Source organism: Pseudomonas sp. TYF_14 (assembly GCF_043105275.1).
GTDB classification, from domain to species: domain Bacteria; phylum Pseudomonadota; class Gammaproteobacteria; order Pseudomonadales; family Pseudomonadaceae; genus Aquipseudomonas; species Aquipseudomonas alloputida.
Genome location: NZ_JBICLK010000035.1, coordinates 65,569 through 79,524 on the forward strand (window position 1 = coordinate 65,569; position 13,956 = coordinate 79,524).

Below are 13,956 nucleotides of genomic sequence, written 5' to 3' on the forward strand. Positions count from 1 at the left end.
CCCATGACCCAGACCTCAAGTGCGGTGTCCAGTAGGGCTGATTTACCGCCTCCTGGTCTCAAACCAAGCCAACCCCTGCTCCCTTAGCCACCGCCGCACGCTCCTCTGCTGTTCACCCGCAAGACCCGACAATACCGCCTCAACAGGCCGCCCACTGCGTATTTGTCGCACCACCGGCGCCAGTTCCACCCCCTGCAAATGCCACACCCCCAACGGCTGATCCGCTGTCACCACCACCTCGGCCGCATCCACCAGCCCATCACGCAGTACAGGCCGCCGCTCAACCCGCACCGCTTGCCAATCAGGCGCCTCATGCAGGGGTTGCGCATCCGGCCAACCCTGGCGCCGGGCCCAGAACGGTTGCCCCACCCGGCTTTGTTCCTGGGCATAGAAATCCCGGCCAATGCGGGCAAAACGCAAGAACAGCTGCTCGACCCGCTGCTGGTGAAACTGCCGCGCCAGCTCGGCCCGCTCAGGCCTGCGCAGCAACGTATTGATCACCACAGGCGCCTGCAATGCCGAAGAGAGCGACTGAAAAATCCCGTTGCCCGACAGCGGGTCAACGGCCATGGCGGCATCCCCCACCCGGATCCAGTCCTGCCCGACACATTCACCCGCCAGAATGGCGGTACTGCTGCGTGCATGCACCTGTGCCGGTATCAATGCCTGATCGTCGAACAGTTCGGCGACCAACGCGCTGCGGCCCCGCAACGTCACGCAGTAAGCTGCCAACCCAGCTTTCCCCGGCAGCCCGGCAGCCTCCTGGGTGACTTGCCAGTAACAGCGGCCATCTTCCAGCCGTGCCATCCACGCCCAGCCATCTTCCAGGCTCTCCACCGCCGACGCAGGCGCACCGGGGCTACCCTGCCAGACATTGAGCAGGCTGACCGTTTCCGGCCCACGCAGGCGGTCTGCGGCCAGGGGTGCCTGACGGCCTCGGGCCTCGACCAGGAAATCAGCGGTCAGCACCTGCCCATCGTCCAGGCGCACATGATGACCGCCCCCCTGCACGACCTCACGCACCCGCCCCTCGACCACACTCACGCCTGCGCGCTGAAGGTCTTCGCGCAGCGCTTGGTCAAAACGTTGCCGGTCGAGCAAAAACTCCTGGTTCATCTGCAGGTGCTGGCCGTTCCAGTGCACCTGGCGGGTGGCCGGCATGGCCGCCTGGCTCAAGGCCCCGCCAAGGCCTGCATGACGCAAGCCCTCCAGCACCCGCTGCGAAACGCCTTCAACTGCCGCGAAACGGCGCCACTCCGACACCACTGTCACGGAGTAACCCAGCCGCCGCAAGCCAATGGCCGTGGCGGCACCCGCAGGGCCGGCGCCCAGCACCACGATGCGCAGCTCAGCCATGGCGGGCTCCTCGTCGCTCGGGCCCTTTGAAGGCCGCATGCTCACGCAACCAGTCATGCACCTGCTGGCGGTCCATCCCCTGGGCATCACGCAGCAAGGCGGCAATCTTCCCGCTCAACGCCGCACAACCCAGGCTCGCACCCGCCCGCTCACCCGCGCCCACGTAAGCGCCAAAATCCGCCTGTCGCGTACCCAGCCACGACCACTGGCCCGGTGCACAGCGGGCATCGCCGGTGACCCGAATGACGCCTGGGTAGCTGGCCGGGAACACCGGCCCACCCTGCGCCGGGCTGGATGCACACAACAGCACACCTGCGGCCAAAGCCTCGGCACAGGCCTGGTGCAGCACGGGCCGGTCCTGCTGCAAGCCCAGGCTGAGGTTGACCAGCGTGGCTCCCGACTCCACCAGCCACAGCAATGCGGCAGCCACCTGCAACGCACTGGTGCTGGCCTGGGCACTGAACACCTGGGCCACCAGCACCGACACAGGACCGGCCTGGTGTTGCAAGCTGGCGAGCACCGCACTGCCGTGCCCAAGTTGGTCGGGGAGCATTTCACCTTCGCGCAACTGGCCGTCTTCCAGCCAGAAACGGCGGGCGTCCAGCAAGCCGTTGGCCTGCTCCGGCGAGCAGCCGCTGTCGATGATGCCAACGCGCACGTCAGTGCCCATGTTTGATCACCTCCTGCGCCAGTACCTGCAACTGGCCGTCATGCAGTTGCAGCTGCAGGTCGGCATCGGCCAGGGTCGAAGCCCGGTGGCTGATCAGGATGCGCGTGCGGCCGGCGAACAGCTGGTCGATGGCCGCGATCACTTCACGCTCGGTGGCCTCATCCACTGCCGAAGTGGCCTCGTCCAGCACCAGGATCGCCGGGGCCTGCAACACTGCACGAGCAATGGCGATGCGTTGTTTCTGGCCCCCGGACAACTGCTGGCCGCGCTCGCCCAGCAAGCCATCCAGGCCCAGCGGCAGGCTGTCGACCAGGCTGTCCAGCCGCGCCAGGCGCACCACCCGTTCCAGTTCATCACGGCTGGCCTCGGGCACGCCATAAGCCAGGTTCTGCGCCAGGGTGCCACGGAACAACACGATGTCCTGGCTGACCACGGCGATTCGCCTGCGCAGCGCAGCCAGGTCAAGGTCGCGCAGGTCGACGCCGTCCAGCAGGATGCGCCCGGCGTCCGGGTCGTAGAAGCGCTGAAGCAGGTCGATCAGGGTTGACTTGCCCACCCCGGAGGCACCGCTGATGGCGACTTTCACGCCACCCGGGATGCTCACCTGCACGTTGTTCAGTACCGCACCCTGACGCCCCTCATGGGCAAAGCTCAGCGCCTCCAGGCGCAACTCGCCGGGGCCATCGGGGATGGGCTGCGGGTTGGCGGTCTGATGTACTGCTACCGCTTCCTGCTTCAATTCCATCACCCTTCCCAGGCTGACAGCCATGCGCTGCACCGCCACGTACAAGCCCAACAGGCTCTGCACCGGCCCAACCGCCATGCCCATGTAAGTAGAAAAAGCGATCAACGCGCCCAGTTGCCAGGTGCCCTGGATCACCCACCAGCCACCGACCAGGAACGCACAGGCGCGGCACCACGAGGTGAGCGTGCCGGGGATGGCCTGGGTGAAGAATTCGGTCACCTGCACCTTCAGCAGCTGACGCATGTAACCTTGCCCAAGCTGGTCCAGGCGCCCTGCTTCCCGGCCTTGCTGGCCGGCCGCCTGAATGAACTTCATCGCCGGCAGGGTCTCGACCAGGAAAGACGACACATCCGCCGAGCGCTCACGCAAGTTGCGCACTTCGCGCTCCACCTTGCGCCGCATCCAGCGCAGCCACAGCACTTCGATCGGCACCAGCAGCGCCAGCAACAGCGACAACTGCCACGACAGCATCAGCATCAACGTCACCGCGCCCACCAGGCCGATCACCGCCGACACCGCCGAGAACAGCGAGTCCACGGCAAAGCGCTGGATCTCTGCCACATCGCCATCCAGCCGCGAAAGAATGTCGCCGATACGCCGCCGCCCGTAAAAGGTCGGTGACAATTGCTGCAGATGGCGGTAAAGGTCGTCACGCAGGGCAAACAGGATGCGCCCCGACAAGCGCGTATGCAGGTAGCGGTTGACCCCAGCCAGCACAGTGCCCAGCAGGCCCGCGCCGATCATGATTGCCGCCATGTGCCAAAGCGTTTGGTAATCCTTGGCCAGCAGCCCCTCATCGATCAGGGTCTTGACCAGCCAGGGTTGCGCCAGCGCCAGCAGCGATGCACCCAGCGACAAGCTGAGCAACAGGCCGATGGCACGCCGATGGGGGCGCACGAAACCATACAGCCAGGCCAACGCCTGGCGCATGAGTACAGGGTCGCTTGAATCCACCAGCCTTGCGAACAGGCCGCCCACGTCAGCCGCGCAACTGCTTGAGCTTGCGGTACAGCGTCGCCCGGCTGATACCCAGTGCCGCGGCGGCGGCCGAGACGTTGCCCTGGTGGCGCGCCAGAGCACCGCGGATCTGTTCCAGTTCACTGTCCTTGAGGCTGCCGGAGGGCGCTGCGCTGCTGGCCAGTTCGTCCAGCAGGCAGTCAGTAAGGTGATCAAGGGTCAGCACCTGCTCGCCATCCTCGCGCATGGCCAGCGCGGTGCGTACCACCATTTCCAGCTGACGGATGTTGCCGGGCCAGTCGAAGCCTTCGAGCAACGCGGTCAACGCCGGGTCGAGGGTTACGCCACGCGCATCGGCCTTGTCCAGCAGGCCCTGGATGATCGCCGCCAGGTCGTCGCGTTCACGCAGGGCCGGCAGGCGCAGCGACACACCGTTGACCCGGTAGAACAGGTCTTCACGGAAGTGCTGCTCCTGCACCAGGCGCTTGAGGTCGCGGTGGGTGGCGCAGATCAGCGCCACGTCGATGTCCTGCTCGTCACCCGCCCCCAAGGGTGCTACGCGGCGCTCCTGCAGTACCCGCAACAGGCGTGCTTGCAGGGCGAGCGGCATGTCGCCGATTTCGTCGAGGAACAGCGTGCCACCATGGGCCTGCATCAGCCGCCCGACCATGCCGCCCCGGCGCGAACCGGTGAAGGCGCCCTCACGGTAGCCGAACAGCTCGGACTCGATCAGCCCTTCGGGAATGGCCGCGCAGTTGACCGCCACAAACGGTTTGTCGGCACGCGGGCTGGCCTGGTGCAAGGCCCGAGCGACCACTTCCTTGCCGGTACCGGTTTCGCCCAGCAGCAGCACTGGCAAACCATTGCCCAGCCCCTGGCGAGCCATGCGCAGGTTGCGCGCCAGGCGTTGATCACCTCCGGCCAGAGCATCGAGTGCAGGCGACTGTTTGCTCAAGGCCGGCTTGCTGGATGGTGTGCTGGGGGTTACCCGGCCATGGCGCGGCAGCTGTAGGGCACGGAAATAGAACTCGCCCTTGGCGGTCTGCACGCTGCTGACCCCGCCCTGCCACAGGCGAGCGATAAAGGCCGGGGAACGTTCGCCCAGCAGGTCGGTGCTACGCCGCCCAATCAGTTCGTGACGCGGCACCTGCAACAGCTGGCAGGCACTGTCGTTGGCAGCCAGCACTTCGCCGTCCAGGCTCAGGGCCAACAGGCCGTGCCAGGCACTGTTGAGGTACTGCGGGCGGCTGTGGAAGGCCAGCACCAACTGGTCCGGGTGGCACAGGCCAAACAGGCGGCTTTCAATGTTGCCCGCCGCCAGCATCAGGGTCGACAGGCTATCCTGCGGTTGCGCCATCACCCCTTCGCGGGTGATGTCGAGCACGCCGATCACCTCGCCGCGCGGGTCGCGCAGTGGCACGGAAGTACAGGAGAACGGGCTGAGGCGGTCAAGGTAATGTTCGCCGCAGTTGATCAGCGTCGGCCGGCCTTCGACCACGGCCGTGCCGATGGCATTGGTGCCGCGCAGCGATTCGCTCCAGCAACTGCCCGGGTGCAGATCGCGCAGGCCTTCGCGTTGCAGCACGTGCTTCTGGCCTTCGATGGCCAGCACGTTGGCCTGGGCATCGCCGAGGATGACGATGCCAGCCTTGCCCTGGCGCGCGACCAGGTAGTCGAGTTCGGGGGTAACGGCATCGATCAGCAGGCGGTTGCGCTCCAGCAGCAGGCGCAGGTCATGGCCCTGTTCCAGGCCCAGGCCGACCTGTTCGCCCTGCAGGCAGTCCAGGCCGTGGCCCAGGCTGCGGCGCCAGGAGGCGTCGATCTCGTCGCGCAGCATCCCTAGCGGTAGTTCGCCTTCGCTGGCCAGCTTCAGGCGGGCCTCGCGGGATTCGTGCAGCGGGTCGTGGGCGTTTGTTATAAGTTGTCGCGCCATTTTCTACTCCGGCTGTGCCCCGCAATGTGACGGGGTACGGGCTTGGGAATTTTCCGCAGTGTGCGGGAGAAATGGCTGGGCGTCATCTGGTAGTGGATGGATTGGGGTGTAGCTGGCCAGGTTACTTGAAGCTGGTGCAATCCCTGTGGAAGCTGGCTTGCCAGGGTTCGCACCAACCCTGAGGACTGCGCTGTACCTGTGGGAGCGTGCGAGCCCGCGAAGAGGCCCTCGAGGTCAATCAGGGATATCGATCGATATCACCAATAGCCAAGCCCCGTCAGGCACTCGACGCCGCCTTCCGCCCAGCCAGTTGCTGCCTCTCATCCAGCAACGCCTCCACCACCGCCTTGGCCGAATCCAACCCATGGTCATTGCTCAACAACAGATCACGGCAGGTGCCCTTGGCCAGTTCCAGCGCCTTGAGGTTGGTCGCAAACGCCCCTTTCAGCAGCGTGGAAAGGTGCACCAGCGCATCTTCGTAATCCACGCCGGAACGAACGGCGAACAACGGTGGATGGCTGCATTCGCAGGTGGAGAAACTGGAGGCCGCCGTGGTGGCGCGTACAGGAGGATCAGGTAAGCCTTTTGTCATTGTGTCGCTCCTTGATTCACTGGAGTGGGCAATTCGTGCATCGGATAGCGGGCACGCATTGCGCTTCACGAGTTCAATGGGTTATGGCCGAAACTTACCCGGGGGCCCACACACCCCAACAGTAAATGTCAACTGTTAAAAATAACGATTGCGGCCCGTTATTCACTAATCTATATATACCTACAATATTAAATAAACCAGGGGCAATGATCGATGCTACGCTATACCCCCTATGGTTGGCACATGGCGGCTAACCACTCAACCCTCGCATTCAACGATCAGCCGTTCGATAAAACATCCGATGGATATTTACTCGGGAATGGTCGGCGCGGATACAAGCCGCGCTTGATGCGCTTTTGTTCGCCGGACAATTTAAGTCCATTTCAATCAGGCGGCATCAACAGCTACGCCTACTGCCAAGGAGATCCGATCAACTTTGTTGATCCAAGTGGCCATTCCGGCGTTCTGCCACTACAAATTCTGGCCGCGCAAAAATTACCGCCTTCGTCAAGGCCAGGAAATTTAAGAGCATCCAATCTGCGGTCATCCCAATTAATGTTTGATGATTACATAAAACTATTAAACAACAAAAAGCCAAACCTGTATACCATGGAGACTCTCGAGATATTCAAGGGACCACACACAGATATCATGATCCGAGAGTCGGCACGTGATGCTTTCATTTCGGCTAGAAGCAAAGATTTCAGCCATCTAGTAATAAAGGAGCACCGAGACCGCTTAATATTAGCAGGCATCGACAAAGTGACTTCAAAGCAACGAGACCAAGCTAGAAATGCGATATCTCTTGGCACCCCACCGACAGACCCTGAAATCATACCACTATACCGTGGATTGCTTGAGATCCGTAACCTATATGAGCCCCCTACAGTGGGTTCCACTACTCTAATCAGCAGGCCAAGTGCGCTTCACGGGCGCAACTATCAGGAGCAGGTAAAAATACTAAGAAACAGCATGCACTCTTCCCATTTCAACACCTCACTAACTCAATGAAAGCCGATCGCCTAGCCGGTAGCTTATACTATTGCCTGCATCGAATAAGCTAAAGTCTCGAAATGCTTTAGGAAAACTCCAATCAAGTTGCCCGAAACCTGAAATTCGCAATGTTTTCAAGAAAGTTCAGCACAGGTCAGGCGGCCTGTGCTGAATTGATCAGAGCTTCCCTAACAGTCAATCACGGCTGCTGATTCTGGCTCAAGAACTTGTCCACCGTGGCTTTGCCATCAGCTGGATCCCCCGCCACCTGCCACAACCGCCGCTCGATCCCCTGCGCCAGCAAGTGCCCCACCGCCGCTTCGATCGCCGACAGCACGCACAACTGCGCAGGTTCATTGGTGGTATACCCCACCTCGGCTTCCAGCAGTTTCTTGAACTCGATGAACTTGAACACCCCGGCACTGCGCCCCACCGAGTAGATGGTCTTGCTGGTCATCACGTTGGCCAGCACCTGCCCGGTGCGCACGTCCACGGCGCGCAGGTTGACGGTGACCTGGTCCACCCGGTACTCGCGAGAGATGTCGATCCCCAGGTAGCGGGCGCCCTCGCCACCGCTGCGCACGTTGGTGTCGTAGGCGATGATGCCGCCTTCGAGCATCAGGTTGGCGGCCTGCAACGGTGGTAGCTCGCCCATGATGTTTTCCGCTACATCCGGCTTTTTCTGCGATGCACGGATGATCTTGCGCTCGGTCAGCAGGTTCTGCAGCCCTTCACGCTCCAGCACCACGAACCAGCCGCTGGCACTCAGGGCGTCCATCAACATGCTGGCCGCACCTTGGGTGACGCTGGTGGAGAACGAGCTGGCCGGGGTGGGCTTGTACTGCCCGGTCTGGTCGCGGAAACCGTACACCACGGCCATCAGCCGGCCTTTGGGGCGTGGCATGTTGATCAGGTCGTAGTAGGTCGAGGCCCTTGGGGTCAGGGTCGGGGTTTCCGAATCCTGTTCAGCGGGCATCGGTTCGCGCAGGCCACAACCTTGCAGGCCCAGGGCGGTGAGGATCAGCAGCGTGCTCAGCAGACGTTTCATGGTGTTCTCTCCCCAACATAAAAGCCCTTCCCTCTCAGGGGTTCAGGCCGCTGACCTCAATGATCGAAATTTCTCCTGTGGCACGATCGGTGACCTTGATGCTCAAGGCCCCGGAATCGTCGATGACGTCGATGAGAAACGCATCGGTCGCCATGCTGCCGGTGTTGCCGTTGCTGATGTTGTCCAGCAACTGCGACAACATCCGCGACTCCAGCTGGTTGCTGAAGCGCTCAAGGGCCGTGGTGCCGGTAAAGGCCGAGGCACGGTCCTTGAGGTCCGGGTCGTCGTAGTCGTTCTGCGCCTGGGCGTTGTTCAGCAGCCAGGTGCCGTTCAACGGGTTGCCGCCAAAGGCCGGGTTGACCGGGGTGTACACCAGCTCGGTGGCCTGGGCAGCACAGGCGCTGGCCAGCAGGCAGGCGGCAATGCAACGTGGAATGCGGTGGTTCATAACTCGTCCCTCTCCAAGTCGGTGGTGTCCTGTAGCAGGCGTTGCAGCTTGCGTTGAATGATCTGCTGCTTGACCAGGTCGGCGGCGGCGACGGCCTCGTCTTTGAGCTCGGTGGTGTTCGGTGGCAGGAAGCGGCGGTACACCACTTCACGCTCGAACTCCACCGTCACCAGGCTGCCCCAGCGGGCATCGGGGCGTTCGCGTACCACCAGGTTGAAGTCCAGACGGCTGGTGGCACGCAGGCGGTCGGCGAAGTAGTAGTAAAAGTCGTGGCCGATGTGCGAGATGGTGTTGTCGACGATAAAGCCCTGCATCTCGTCTTCAGCACCCGCCCTGGCGCAGGTGGTCACCCCTGCCATCAGCAGCAGGCCCAGGCACAGCGCAGCCAGGCGCTTCATGGTGTGTCTCCCGGGCCTGCATTCGTCTGCACACCGCGTGCACTTTCGGTAAAGGCCTGCTCGGCGACGAACTGCCAGTCGCTGTAGTGCTCCATCCCCTCGAAACCGCTCCATTCGGCGCTGAAGCCACTGCGCTTGAAAGGGGTGGCGTCCGAGCGGCTGTACACCCCGGTGATACGGCCGTCGATCGAGCGCAGCAAGCCCCATTCGTGGCTGTTGCTGATCGGGTCAGGGTAAAGCCTGCGAATGTGCCGTTTGGCCTGCGGGTAGCGGTTGTCCTGTAGCAGGTCGGCCAGATCCTGGGGGTACTGGGCCAGCCCTGGCGAGGCGCGGTAGTAGCTGCGCAAGGCTTGGGCATACTGGCTGCCGACCCACAGCAACTGGCGTTCGCGGTCGCGCTGGGCGGCGCTCGCCCAGATCGTGCCGGTGGCCGCCAGGGCCACGCTGCTGACCGCAATCAGCAGCAGCACCCCCAGGTATGTAAAGCCGCCGTTGGCCTTACCATTCAGCGAAGAGGCTGCCATCACGCGCCCTCCCTGTGGCACCGCTCTTGATGTCGGCCACGCCGCCCGCCACACCCTCGGGCGGCGGCACCAGCTGCCAGGCATCGCTGCGCTCGGTGATCGGGTCGACCGGTGTATTGCGCAGGTAACGTTGTTCCACCAGTTGTTCCAGCGAATCGGGGTAGTGGCCGGTATCACCGTAGTAGTGGTCCAGCGCCTCGCGCAGCACTGCCAGGCTCTGACGCAGGGTGGCCTCGCGCGAGCTTTCCAGGCTGTTGAAGTAGCGCGGCATGGCGATGGTCATCAGCGTGGCGATGATCGCCATCACCACCAGCAGTTCGATCAGGGTGAAGCCTTTGCTGCGTTTCATGGCTGTCACCATTGCCCGTAAGGGATATTGTTCAGGCCTTTGCCGCGGGCCCTGGAATACACGTCGAACACGTCTTCGCCCTCGCGCGGGTTGTCGGGGCTGCTGTCGTAGGCGCGCAGGCCCCAGCCGCCTTCGTCTTCATCCTTTGCCGCCACCAGCGGATCGTGCGGGATACGCCGCAGGAAGTAGAACTTGGCGCCCTTGGCACTGCGCACATCGCGCACGCCCTCTACCAGCACCTGCAGGTTCGGCGGGTAGCCACTGCTATCGACGCGCTTCTCGATGTAGCCGGCGTCGAAGGCCCGCTTGTAGGCATCGATGGCGTCGCGAATCTGGTACAGCGCCTCGCGCAGTTGCTGCTCCTTGCCGCGGCGTACCACCGTTTCGGTCAGCGGCGCGGCCATGCTGGCGAGCAAGCCGAGCAGTGCCAGGGTCAGCACCACCTCGATCAGGCTGAAGCCGTGCATGCGACGCCGGGCGTTCATGGCCGGGGGCTCCCGTTGACCGGGGCGACCGCCATCTGGCTGTCCACGACCGGTTCATCGGTGGTCGGTGCATTACCAGGCACGTCCATCGGCGGCAGTGGCGCCATTTGGCGCACCTGCATGGCCGACTCGGTGCCCGTGGAAAACTCCATGTCCGACGGGCTCTGGTACGGCAGGTTACGCACGATGCGCGGGGTGATCGCCAGCACCAGCTCACTCTTGCTCATGTCGTCCTTGTTGCTGCCGAACAGCCGGCCCAGGCCCGGGATGTCGCCAAGGCCGGGAATCTTGTTGCCACTGGCGTTGTGGTCGTTGCGCACCAGGCCGGCCAGCACCTGGGTTTCGCCGTCGTGCAGGCGCAGGCTGGTCTGTGCGTTGCGGGTGTCGACCTGGACCGGGATGGTGCCCTGGCGGGTGGCCTCCAGCGGGGTGGCATTACTCACCTCCAGCGCCACCTTGATCGCCACTTCGTTGTTCAGGTGCACGGTGGGCTGCACTTCTAGCTTCAGGCCGACGTCCAGGTAGGTGACGCTCTCGGTAATGACCGGCCCTTGGGTCGACGGCACCGAGGTGGCGCTGATGATCGGTACCCGCTGGCCGATGTGGATGCGCGCCTGCTCGCGGTTGCTGACGCGGATCACCGGGCTGGCCAGGGTGTTGATGTCCTTGTCCTGGGCGTTGATCTTGGCCTGCGGCGCAGGCGCAATGCTGATGCGGCTGGAATTGATGCCCTTGAGCTGGTCGAGCACGCTGACCGGGTTGCCATCGTCGCTCAGCACGCCGAAGGTGTTGGGCCATTGCAGGCCAAGGTCGAGGATGCGCGAGGTGGCCACCTCCATCACCTCCACTTCCAGCACCACCTCGGGGTTTGACTGGTCCTGCGACTGCAGCAGCTTCTCGGCCATGCGCACCGCGTCCGAAGTGTCGCGCATGGTCAGGGTGTTGAGGCGCTCGTCAACGAACACGTCGCGGGTCTTGAGCATGGTCTTGACCATGTTCAACGCGGTGTTGGCGTCGATGCTGGTCAGGTAGAACGTGCGCATGACCAGTTCCTGGTAGTCCTTGGTCTTCTGCGGCGAATCGGGGTAGACCATGACGGTGTTGTCGTTGACGATCTTCTGGCGCAGCTGGTTTTGCTCCAGCAGCAGCGCTATCGCGTCCTCGATGCGCACCTCGCGCACGAAGATGGTGGCTTTCATGTCCGGGCGCAGGTCCTTGTCGAAGATGAAGTTGATGCCGGCCACCTGCGACAGCACTTCGAAGATGGTCTTCAGGTTGGCATCGCGAAACTCCAGGGTGACCGGCCGCTCCAGCTTGCTGCGCAATTGCGGGTACGGCTGCGCGGTGCGTGCCTGCACGTTTTCGATGTCGCTGCGCAGGGTCATGCCCTTCTGGTTCTGCGGGTCCAGACGCAAGACTTCGCGCATGTAGCGTTCGGCACCGAACAGGTCGCCCTGGCGCAGCGCCGCCTGGCCAAGCGCTATGCGTTCGTCCAGGGTGCGGATCAGCTCCAGCTGGCGAATGCCTTCCTGGGCGCGGCGGTTGTTCGGCTCCAGGGTGAGCACCCGGCCGTAGCCCATCCGGGCATTGGCGAAGTCATGGCGGACGCGGTCGCTGTCGGCCTGGCCAATCAGGGCCTCGACCGCCGCCTGGCGGCTGTGGGCCAGGGCGATATTCAGCTCTGTATCACGCGGATCGTCGCGCAGGGCCTCTTCCAGGCGAGCGATGCCGGCCTCGTACTGGCCCTCTTTCATCAACTGGTCGCTGTCCTGGCGAACCGCACTGGAGCCGCAACCGGCAATGGCCACGCACAGCGCCACGAGCAGAAACGGAGCAGGCTTGCACAGCTTTGACGACTTCATGGTGCGCTCCCGACAGACAAGGTCTGCGACTGGTGCAAAGGCAGGTAGACCAGGTTCAGCTCGTTGGCCGATACCCGATCGAGGCGATAGGTGTCTTCGATCACGTCGCCTTGGCGCACGACGTAGAGTTTTTCGCCGCTCTGCAGGAAAACCTGCAGGTCGTCGCGGTCACCCATGCGGCCGATGAACTGGAAAGGCAGTTCCGGAGCCGTCGGGGCCGCGGCGACGACAGGTGCGGTCATCACGGGTTGTTCGGTGACCGTGGCCAGGGTTTTGGGTTGCGTCCATTGCTGGGTTGGGAACAGGTCGCGGGAGGCCTGTTCCGGCCCTTTCGCGGGCAAGCCCGCGCCTACAATGGACGCAGCGCTTTCTGTTGTAGGAGCGGGTTTACCCGCGAAGGCCGCGACGCCATCGTCCTGGCCAAACCAATGGTCCGGTGCCCAGGCCAGCGCCGCGCTCACGCCGAGGAAGCCGGCCCAGATGACTGCACGTTGTGTGTTCATCACGACCTCGACAGATAAAGGGTCATGCGCAGGCGGGCATTGAGCTCGCTGTCGCCGATGCGCTTGCGTTGCAGCTCAAGGTCTTCCAGCACCAGCGTCGGCAGTTGCTTGAGCAGGCCCTTGATAAAGCCGCGAATCTGCGGGTAGCTGCCGCGCACTGGCAGCACGATCTGGTAGCGGGCCAGCTGGGTCTTGGGGTCGATACCCAACGCGTATTCACCGCGGGCCAGGCTGATGCGCTCGGCGCTGGCCAGACGGTACAGACGCTCGATCAACTCGCTGGCCTGGGGCTGACCAGGCAGTTGCTGGCGCAGGCTGTCGAGGGCCTGCTGCTCGGGCTGGACCGCAATCTTCAGCTCACCCCGCTTGACACGCCCTACCTGTTCGCTGGCCTGCGCTTCGGTGACACGCAGTTCGCGTACGCTTTGCCATTGCGGCAGCACGCCGGCACACCCCACGCCAATGGCGAGCAGGCCTACGGCTACGGCAGCCAGGCCTACCGGGCCGACAACGCGCAGGCGCTCCTGGAGGATCAGGCTGCTGAACGATTCAAGGGCGCGCATGGCCGGTCTCCCAGGTGGCGGTGAGGGTGAAGCGCACCGGGTGCTCGGGCCGCGCAGCGAGCACCTCGTGGTTGAGCAGCGACACGTCGCTGAGCTCGTCGCTGGCTTCCAGCCGCTGGTGGTACTGCAGCATCGCCTCGAGGTTGCGTGCCTCGGCGGCAATGCGCACCTGGCCCTTGCGCGCATCCGGCGTCAGGCCGAGCAGCGCGACGTCGTCCTGCGGCATGGCTTCAAGCATGGCGAACAGTTGCTGCCAAGGGCGTTGCAGTTGCTGCGACACACTGCGCATTTGTGCCAGGCGCTCAGCCTGCTCCCGGCTGGCAGCGCTGTTCTTGGGTTGTGCGATGGCCGGGCGCCGGCCCAGTTGCAGTTCCAGGCTATGGACGCTGGCTTCCAGCGCCACTTGCTCGGTCTGCAAGCGTTGCTGCAGCAGCACCAGGCCGGCGACCATGGCGCTGGCAAGGACGAGCAGCGACCAAACCAACGGGCCGCTGCGCCGTGGCTGGAATTCCAGGTCGAGGCGGCGCATG

16 protein-coding genes are annotated in these 13,956 nt (G+C 63.6%); 1 reads left to right on the forward strand and 15 read right to left on the reverse strand.

The annotated features are described in order from the left end of the window. Positions 1-42 precede the first annotated feature (42 nt). The 5 genes from ACF8O8_RS11830 to ACF8O8_RS11850 form a co-directional block, all read right to left on the reverse strand. A complete protein-coding gene (locus ACF8O8_RS11830; protein WP_392509745.1) occupies positions 43-1,356 on the reverse strand; it encodes an NAD(P)/FAD-dependent oxidoreductase in 1,314 nt (437 codons plus the stop codon). After that, positions 1,349-2,026: a S8 family serine peptidase gene (locus ACF8O8_RS11835; protein ID WP_049587702.1), complete on the reverse strand. Its 678-nt coding sequence runs from the start codon at positions 2,024-2,026 to the stop codon at positions 1,349-1,351. The genes ACF8O8_RS11830 and ACF8O8_RS11835 overlap by 8 nt, the downstream gene beginning before the upstream one ends. Beyond that, entirely contained in the window at positions 2,016-3,749 is a 1,734-nt protein-coding gene (locus ACF8O8_RS11840; protein ID WP_350297965.1) for an ABC transporter ATP-binding protein, read from the reverse strand. The genes ACF8O8_RS11835 and ACF8O8_RS11840 overlap by 11 nt, the downstream gene beginning before the upstream one ends. A 1-nt stretch (position 3,750) precedes the next feature. Continuing rightward, positions 3,751-5,661, reverse strand: a complete 1,911-nt coding sequence (locus ACF8O8_RS11845; protein ID WP_392509746.1) for a sigma-54-dependent Fis family transcriptional regulator — start codon at positions 5,659-5,661, stop codon at positions 3,751-3,753. 277 nt (positions 5,662-5,938) lie between these two features. Beyond that, the gene (locus ACF8O8_RS11850) at positions 5,939-6,169 is read right to left on the reverse strand and encodes a hypothetical protein (protein ID WP_049587726.1); all 231 of its coding nucleotides are present in this window, start codon (positions 6,167-6,169) and stop codon (positions 5,939-5,941) included. A gap of 297 nt (positions 6,170-6,466) precedes the next feature. Between ACF8O8_RS11850 and ACF8O8_RS11855 the strand changes: the two genes are divergently transcribed. Next, positions 6,467-7,264, forward strand: coding sequence for an RHS repeat-associated core domain-containing protein (locus tag ACF8O8_RS11855; protein ID WP_392509747.1), 798 nt, complete (start codon positions 6,467-6,469; stop codon positions 7,262-7,264). Positions 7,265-7,445: 181 nt separating this feature from the next. Here the strand turns inward: ACF8O8_RS11855 and ACF8O8_RS11860 are convergent, their stop codons facing one another. Genes ACF8O8_RS11860 through ACF8O8_RS11905 form a run of 10 tightly spaced genes read right to left on the reverse strand, consistent with a single transcriptional unit; the run spans position 7,446 to position 13,955 of the window. Then, the gene (locus tag ACF8O8_RS11860; protein ID WP_010954336.1) at positions 7,446-8,294 is read right to left on the reverse strand and encodes a CsgG/HfaB family protein; all 849 of its coding nucleotides are present in this window, start codon (positions 8,292-8,294) and stop codon (positions 7,446-7,448) included. Between the two features lie 34 nt (positions 8,295-8,328). Then, positions 8,329-8,742, reverse strand: coding sequence for a curli assembly protein CsgF (locus ACF8O8_RS11865; RefSeq protein ID WP_003247970.1), 414 nt, complete (start codon positions 8,740-8,742; stop codon positions 8,329-8,331). Next, the gene (csgE, locus tag ACF8O8_RS11870; RefSeq protein ID WP_010954337.1) at positions 8,739-9,140 is read right to left on the reverse strand and encodes a curli production assembly/transport protein CsgE; all 402 of its coding nucleotides are present in this window, start codon (positions 9,138-9,140) and stop codon (positions 8,739-8,741) included. The genes ACF8O8_RS11865 and csgE overlap by 4 nt, the downstream gene beginning before the upstream one ends. Then, complete coding sequence (locus ACF8O8_RS11875; RefSeq protein ID WP_020191115.1) at positions 9,137-9,664, reverse strand: type II secretion system protein; 528 nt, start codon at positions 9,662-9,664, stop codon at positions 9,137-9,139. Before ACF8O8_RS11875 ends, csgE begins: the two co-directional genes overlap by 4 nt. Beyond that, positions 9,639-10,013: a type II secretion system protein gene (locus ACF8O8_RS11880; RefSeq protein ID WP_003247965.1), complete on the reverse strand. Its 375-nt coding sequence runs from the start codon at positions 10,011-10,013 to the stop codon at positions 9,639-9,641. The genes ACF8O8_RS11875 and ACF8O8_RS11880 overlap by 26 nt, the downstream gene beginning before the upstream one ends. 5 nt (positions 10,014-10,018) lie before the next feature. Then, complete coding sequence (locus ACF8O8_RS11885; RefSeq protein ID WP_014590786.1) at positions 10,019-10,498, reverse strand: type II secretion system protein; 480 nt, start codon at positions 10,496-10,498, stop codon at positions 10,019-10,021. Continuing rightward, entirely contained in the window at positions 10,495-12,360 is a 1,866-nt protein-coding gene (locus ACF8O8_RS11890) for a secretin N-terminal domain-containing protein (RefSeq protein WP_350297968.1), read from the reverse strand. Before ACF8O8_RS11890 ends, ACF8O8_RS11885 begins: the two co-directional genes overlap by 4 nt. Continuing rightward, on the reverse strand, positions 12,357-12,863 hold the full coding sequence (locus tag ACF8O8_RS11895; RefSeq protein ID WP_274146031.1) for a hypothetical protein: 507 nt from the start codon (positions 12,861-12,863) through the stop codon (positions 12,357-12,359). Before ACF8O8_RS11895 ends, ACF8O8_RS11890 begins: the two co-directional genes overlap by 4 nt. Beyond that, positions 12,863-13,426 carry a type 4a pilus biogenesis protein PilO gene (gene pilO / locus ACF8O8_RS11900; protein ID WP_010954343.1) on the reverse strand — a complete coding sequence of 188 codons (564 nt, stop codon included), beginning with the start codon at positions 13,424-13,426 and terminating at the stop codon, positions 12,863-12,865. The genes ACF8O8_RS11895 and pilO overlap by 1 nt, the downstream gene beginning before the upstream one ends. Next, a complete protein-coding gene (locus ACF8O8_RS11905; RefSeq protein WP_104961533.1) occupies positions 13,413-13,955 on the reverse strand; it encodes a pilus assembly protein in 543 nt (180 codons plus the stop codon). Before ACF8O8_RS11905 ends, pilO begins: the two co-directional genes overlap by 14 nt. Position 13,956 lies beyond the last annotated feature (1 nt).

Coding starts and splice junctions, on each gene's coding strand:
- ACF8O8_RS11885 (WP_014590786.1), bottom strand. CDS start 10,498: ATGAACGCCCGGCGTCGCATGCACGGCTTCAGCCTGATCGAGGTGGTG.
- ACF8O8_RS11855 (WP_392509747.1), top strand. CDS start 6,467: ATGCTACGCTATACCCCCTATGGTTGGCACATGGCGGCTAACCACTCA.
- ACF8O8_RS11875 (WP_020191115.1), bottom strand. CDS start 9,664: ATGGCAGCCTCTTCGCTGAATGGTAAGGCCAACGGCGGCTTTACATAC.
- ACF8O8_RS11895 (WP_274146031.1), bottom strand. CDS start 12,863: ATGAACACACAACGTGCAGTCATCTGGGCCGGCTTCCTCGGCGTGAGC.
- ACF8O8_RS11890 (WP_350297968.1), bottom strand. CDS start 12,360: ATGAAGTCGTCAAAGCTGTGCAAGCCTGCTCCGTTTCTGCTCGTGGCG.
- ACF8O8_RS11830 (WP_392509745.1), bottom strand. CDS start 1,356: ATGGCTGAGCTGCGCATCGTGGTGCTGGGCGCCGGCCCTGCGGGTGCC.
- ACF8O8_RS11835 (WP_049587702.1), bottom strand. CDS start 2,026: ATGGGCACTGACGTGCGCGTTGGCATCATCGACAGCGGCTGCTCGCCG.
- ACF8O8_RS11905 (WP_104961533.1), bottom strand. CDS start 13,955: ATGCGCCGCCTCGACCTGGAATTCCAGCCACGGCGCAGCGGCCCGTTG.
- ACF8O8_RS11865 (WP_003247970.1), bottom strand. CDS start 8,742: ATGAACCACCGCATTCCACGTTGCATTGCCGCCTGCCTGCTGGCCAGC.
- pilO (WP_010954343.1), bottom strand. CDS start 13,426: ATGCGCGCCCTTGAATCGTTCAGCAGCCTGATCCTCCAGGAGCGCCTG.
- csgE (WP_010954337.1), bottom strand. CDS start 9,140: ATGAAGCGCCTGGCTGCGCTGTGCCTGGGCCTGCTGCTGATGGCAGGG.
- ACF8O8_RS11860 (WP_010954336.1), bottom strand. CDS start 8,294: ATGAAACGTCTGCTGAGCACGCTGCTGATCCTCACCGCCCTGGGCCTG.
- ACF8O8_RS11880 (WP_003247965.1), bottom strand. CDS start 10,013: ATGAAACGCAGCAAAGGCTTCACCCTGATCGAACTGCTGGTGGTGATG.
- ACF8O8_RS11845 (WP_392509746.1), bottom strand. CDS start 5,661: ATGGCGCGACAACTTATAACAAACGCCCACGACCCGCTGCACGAATCC.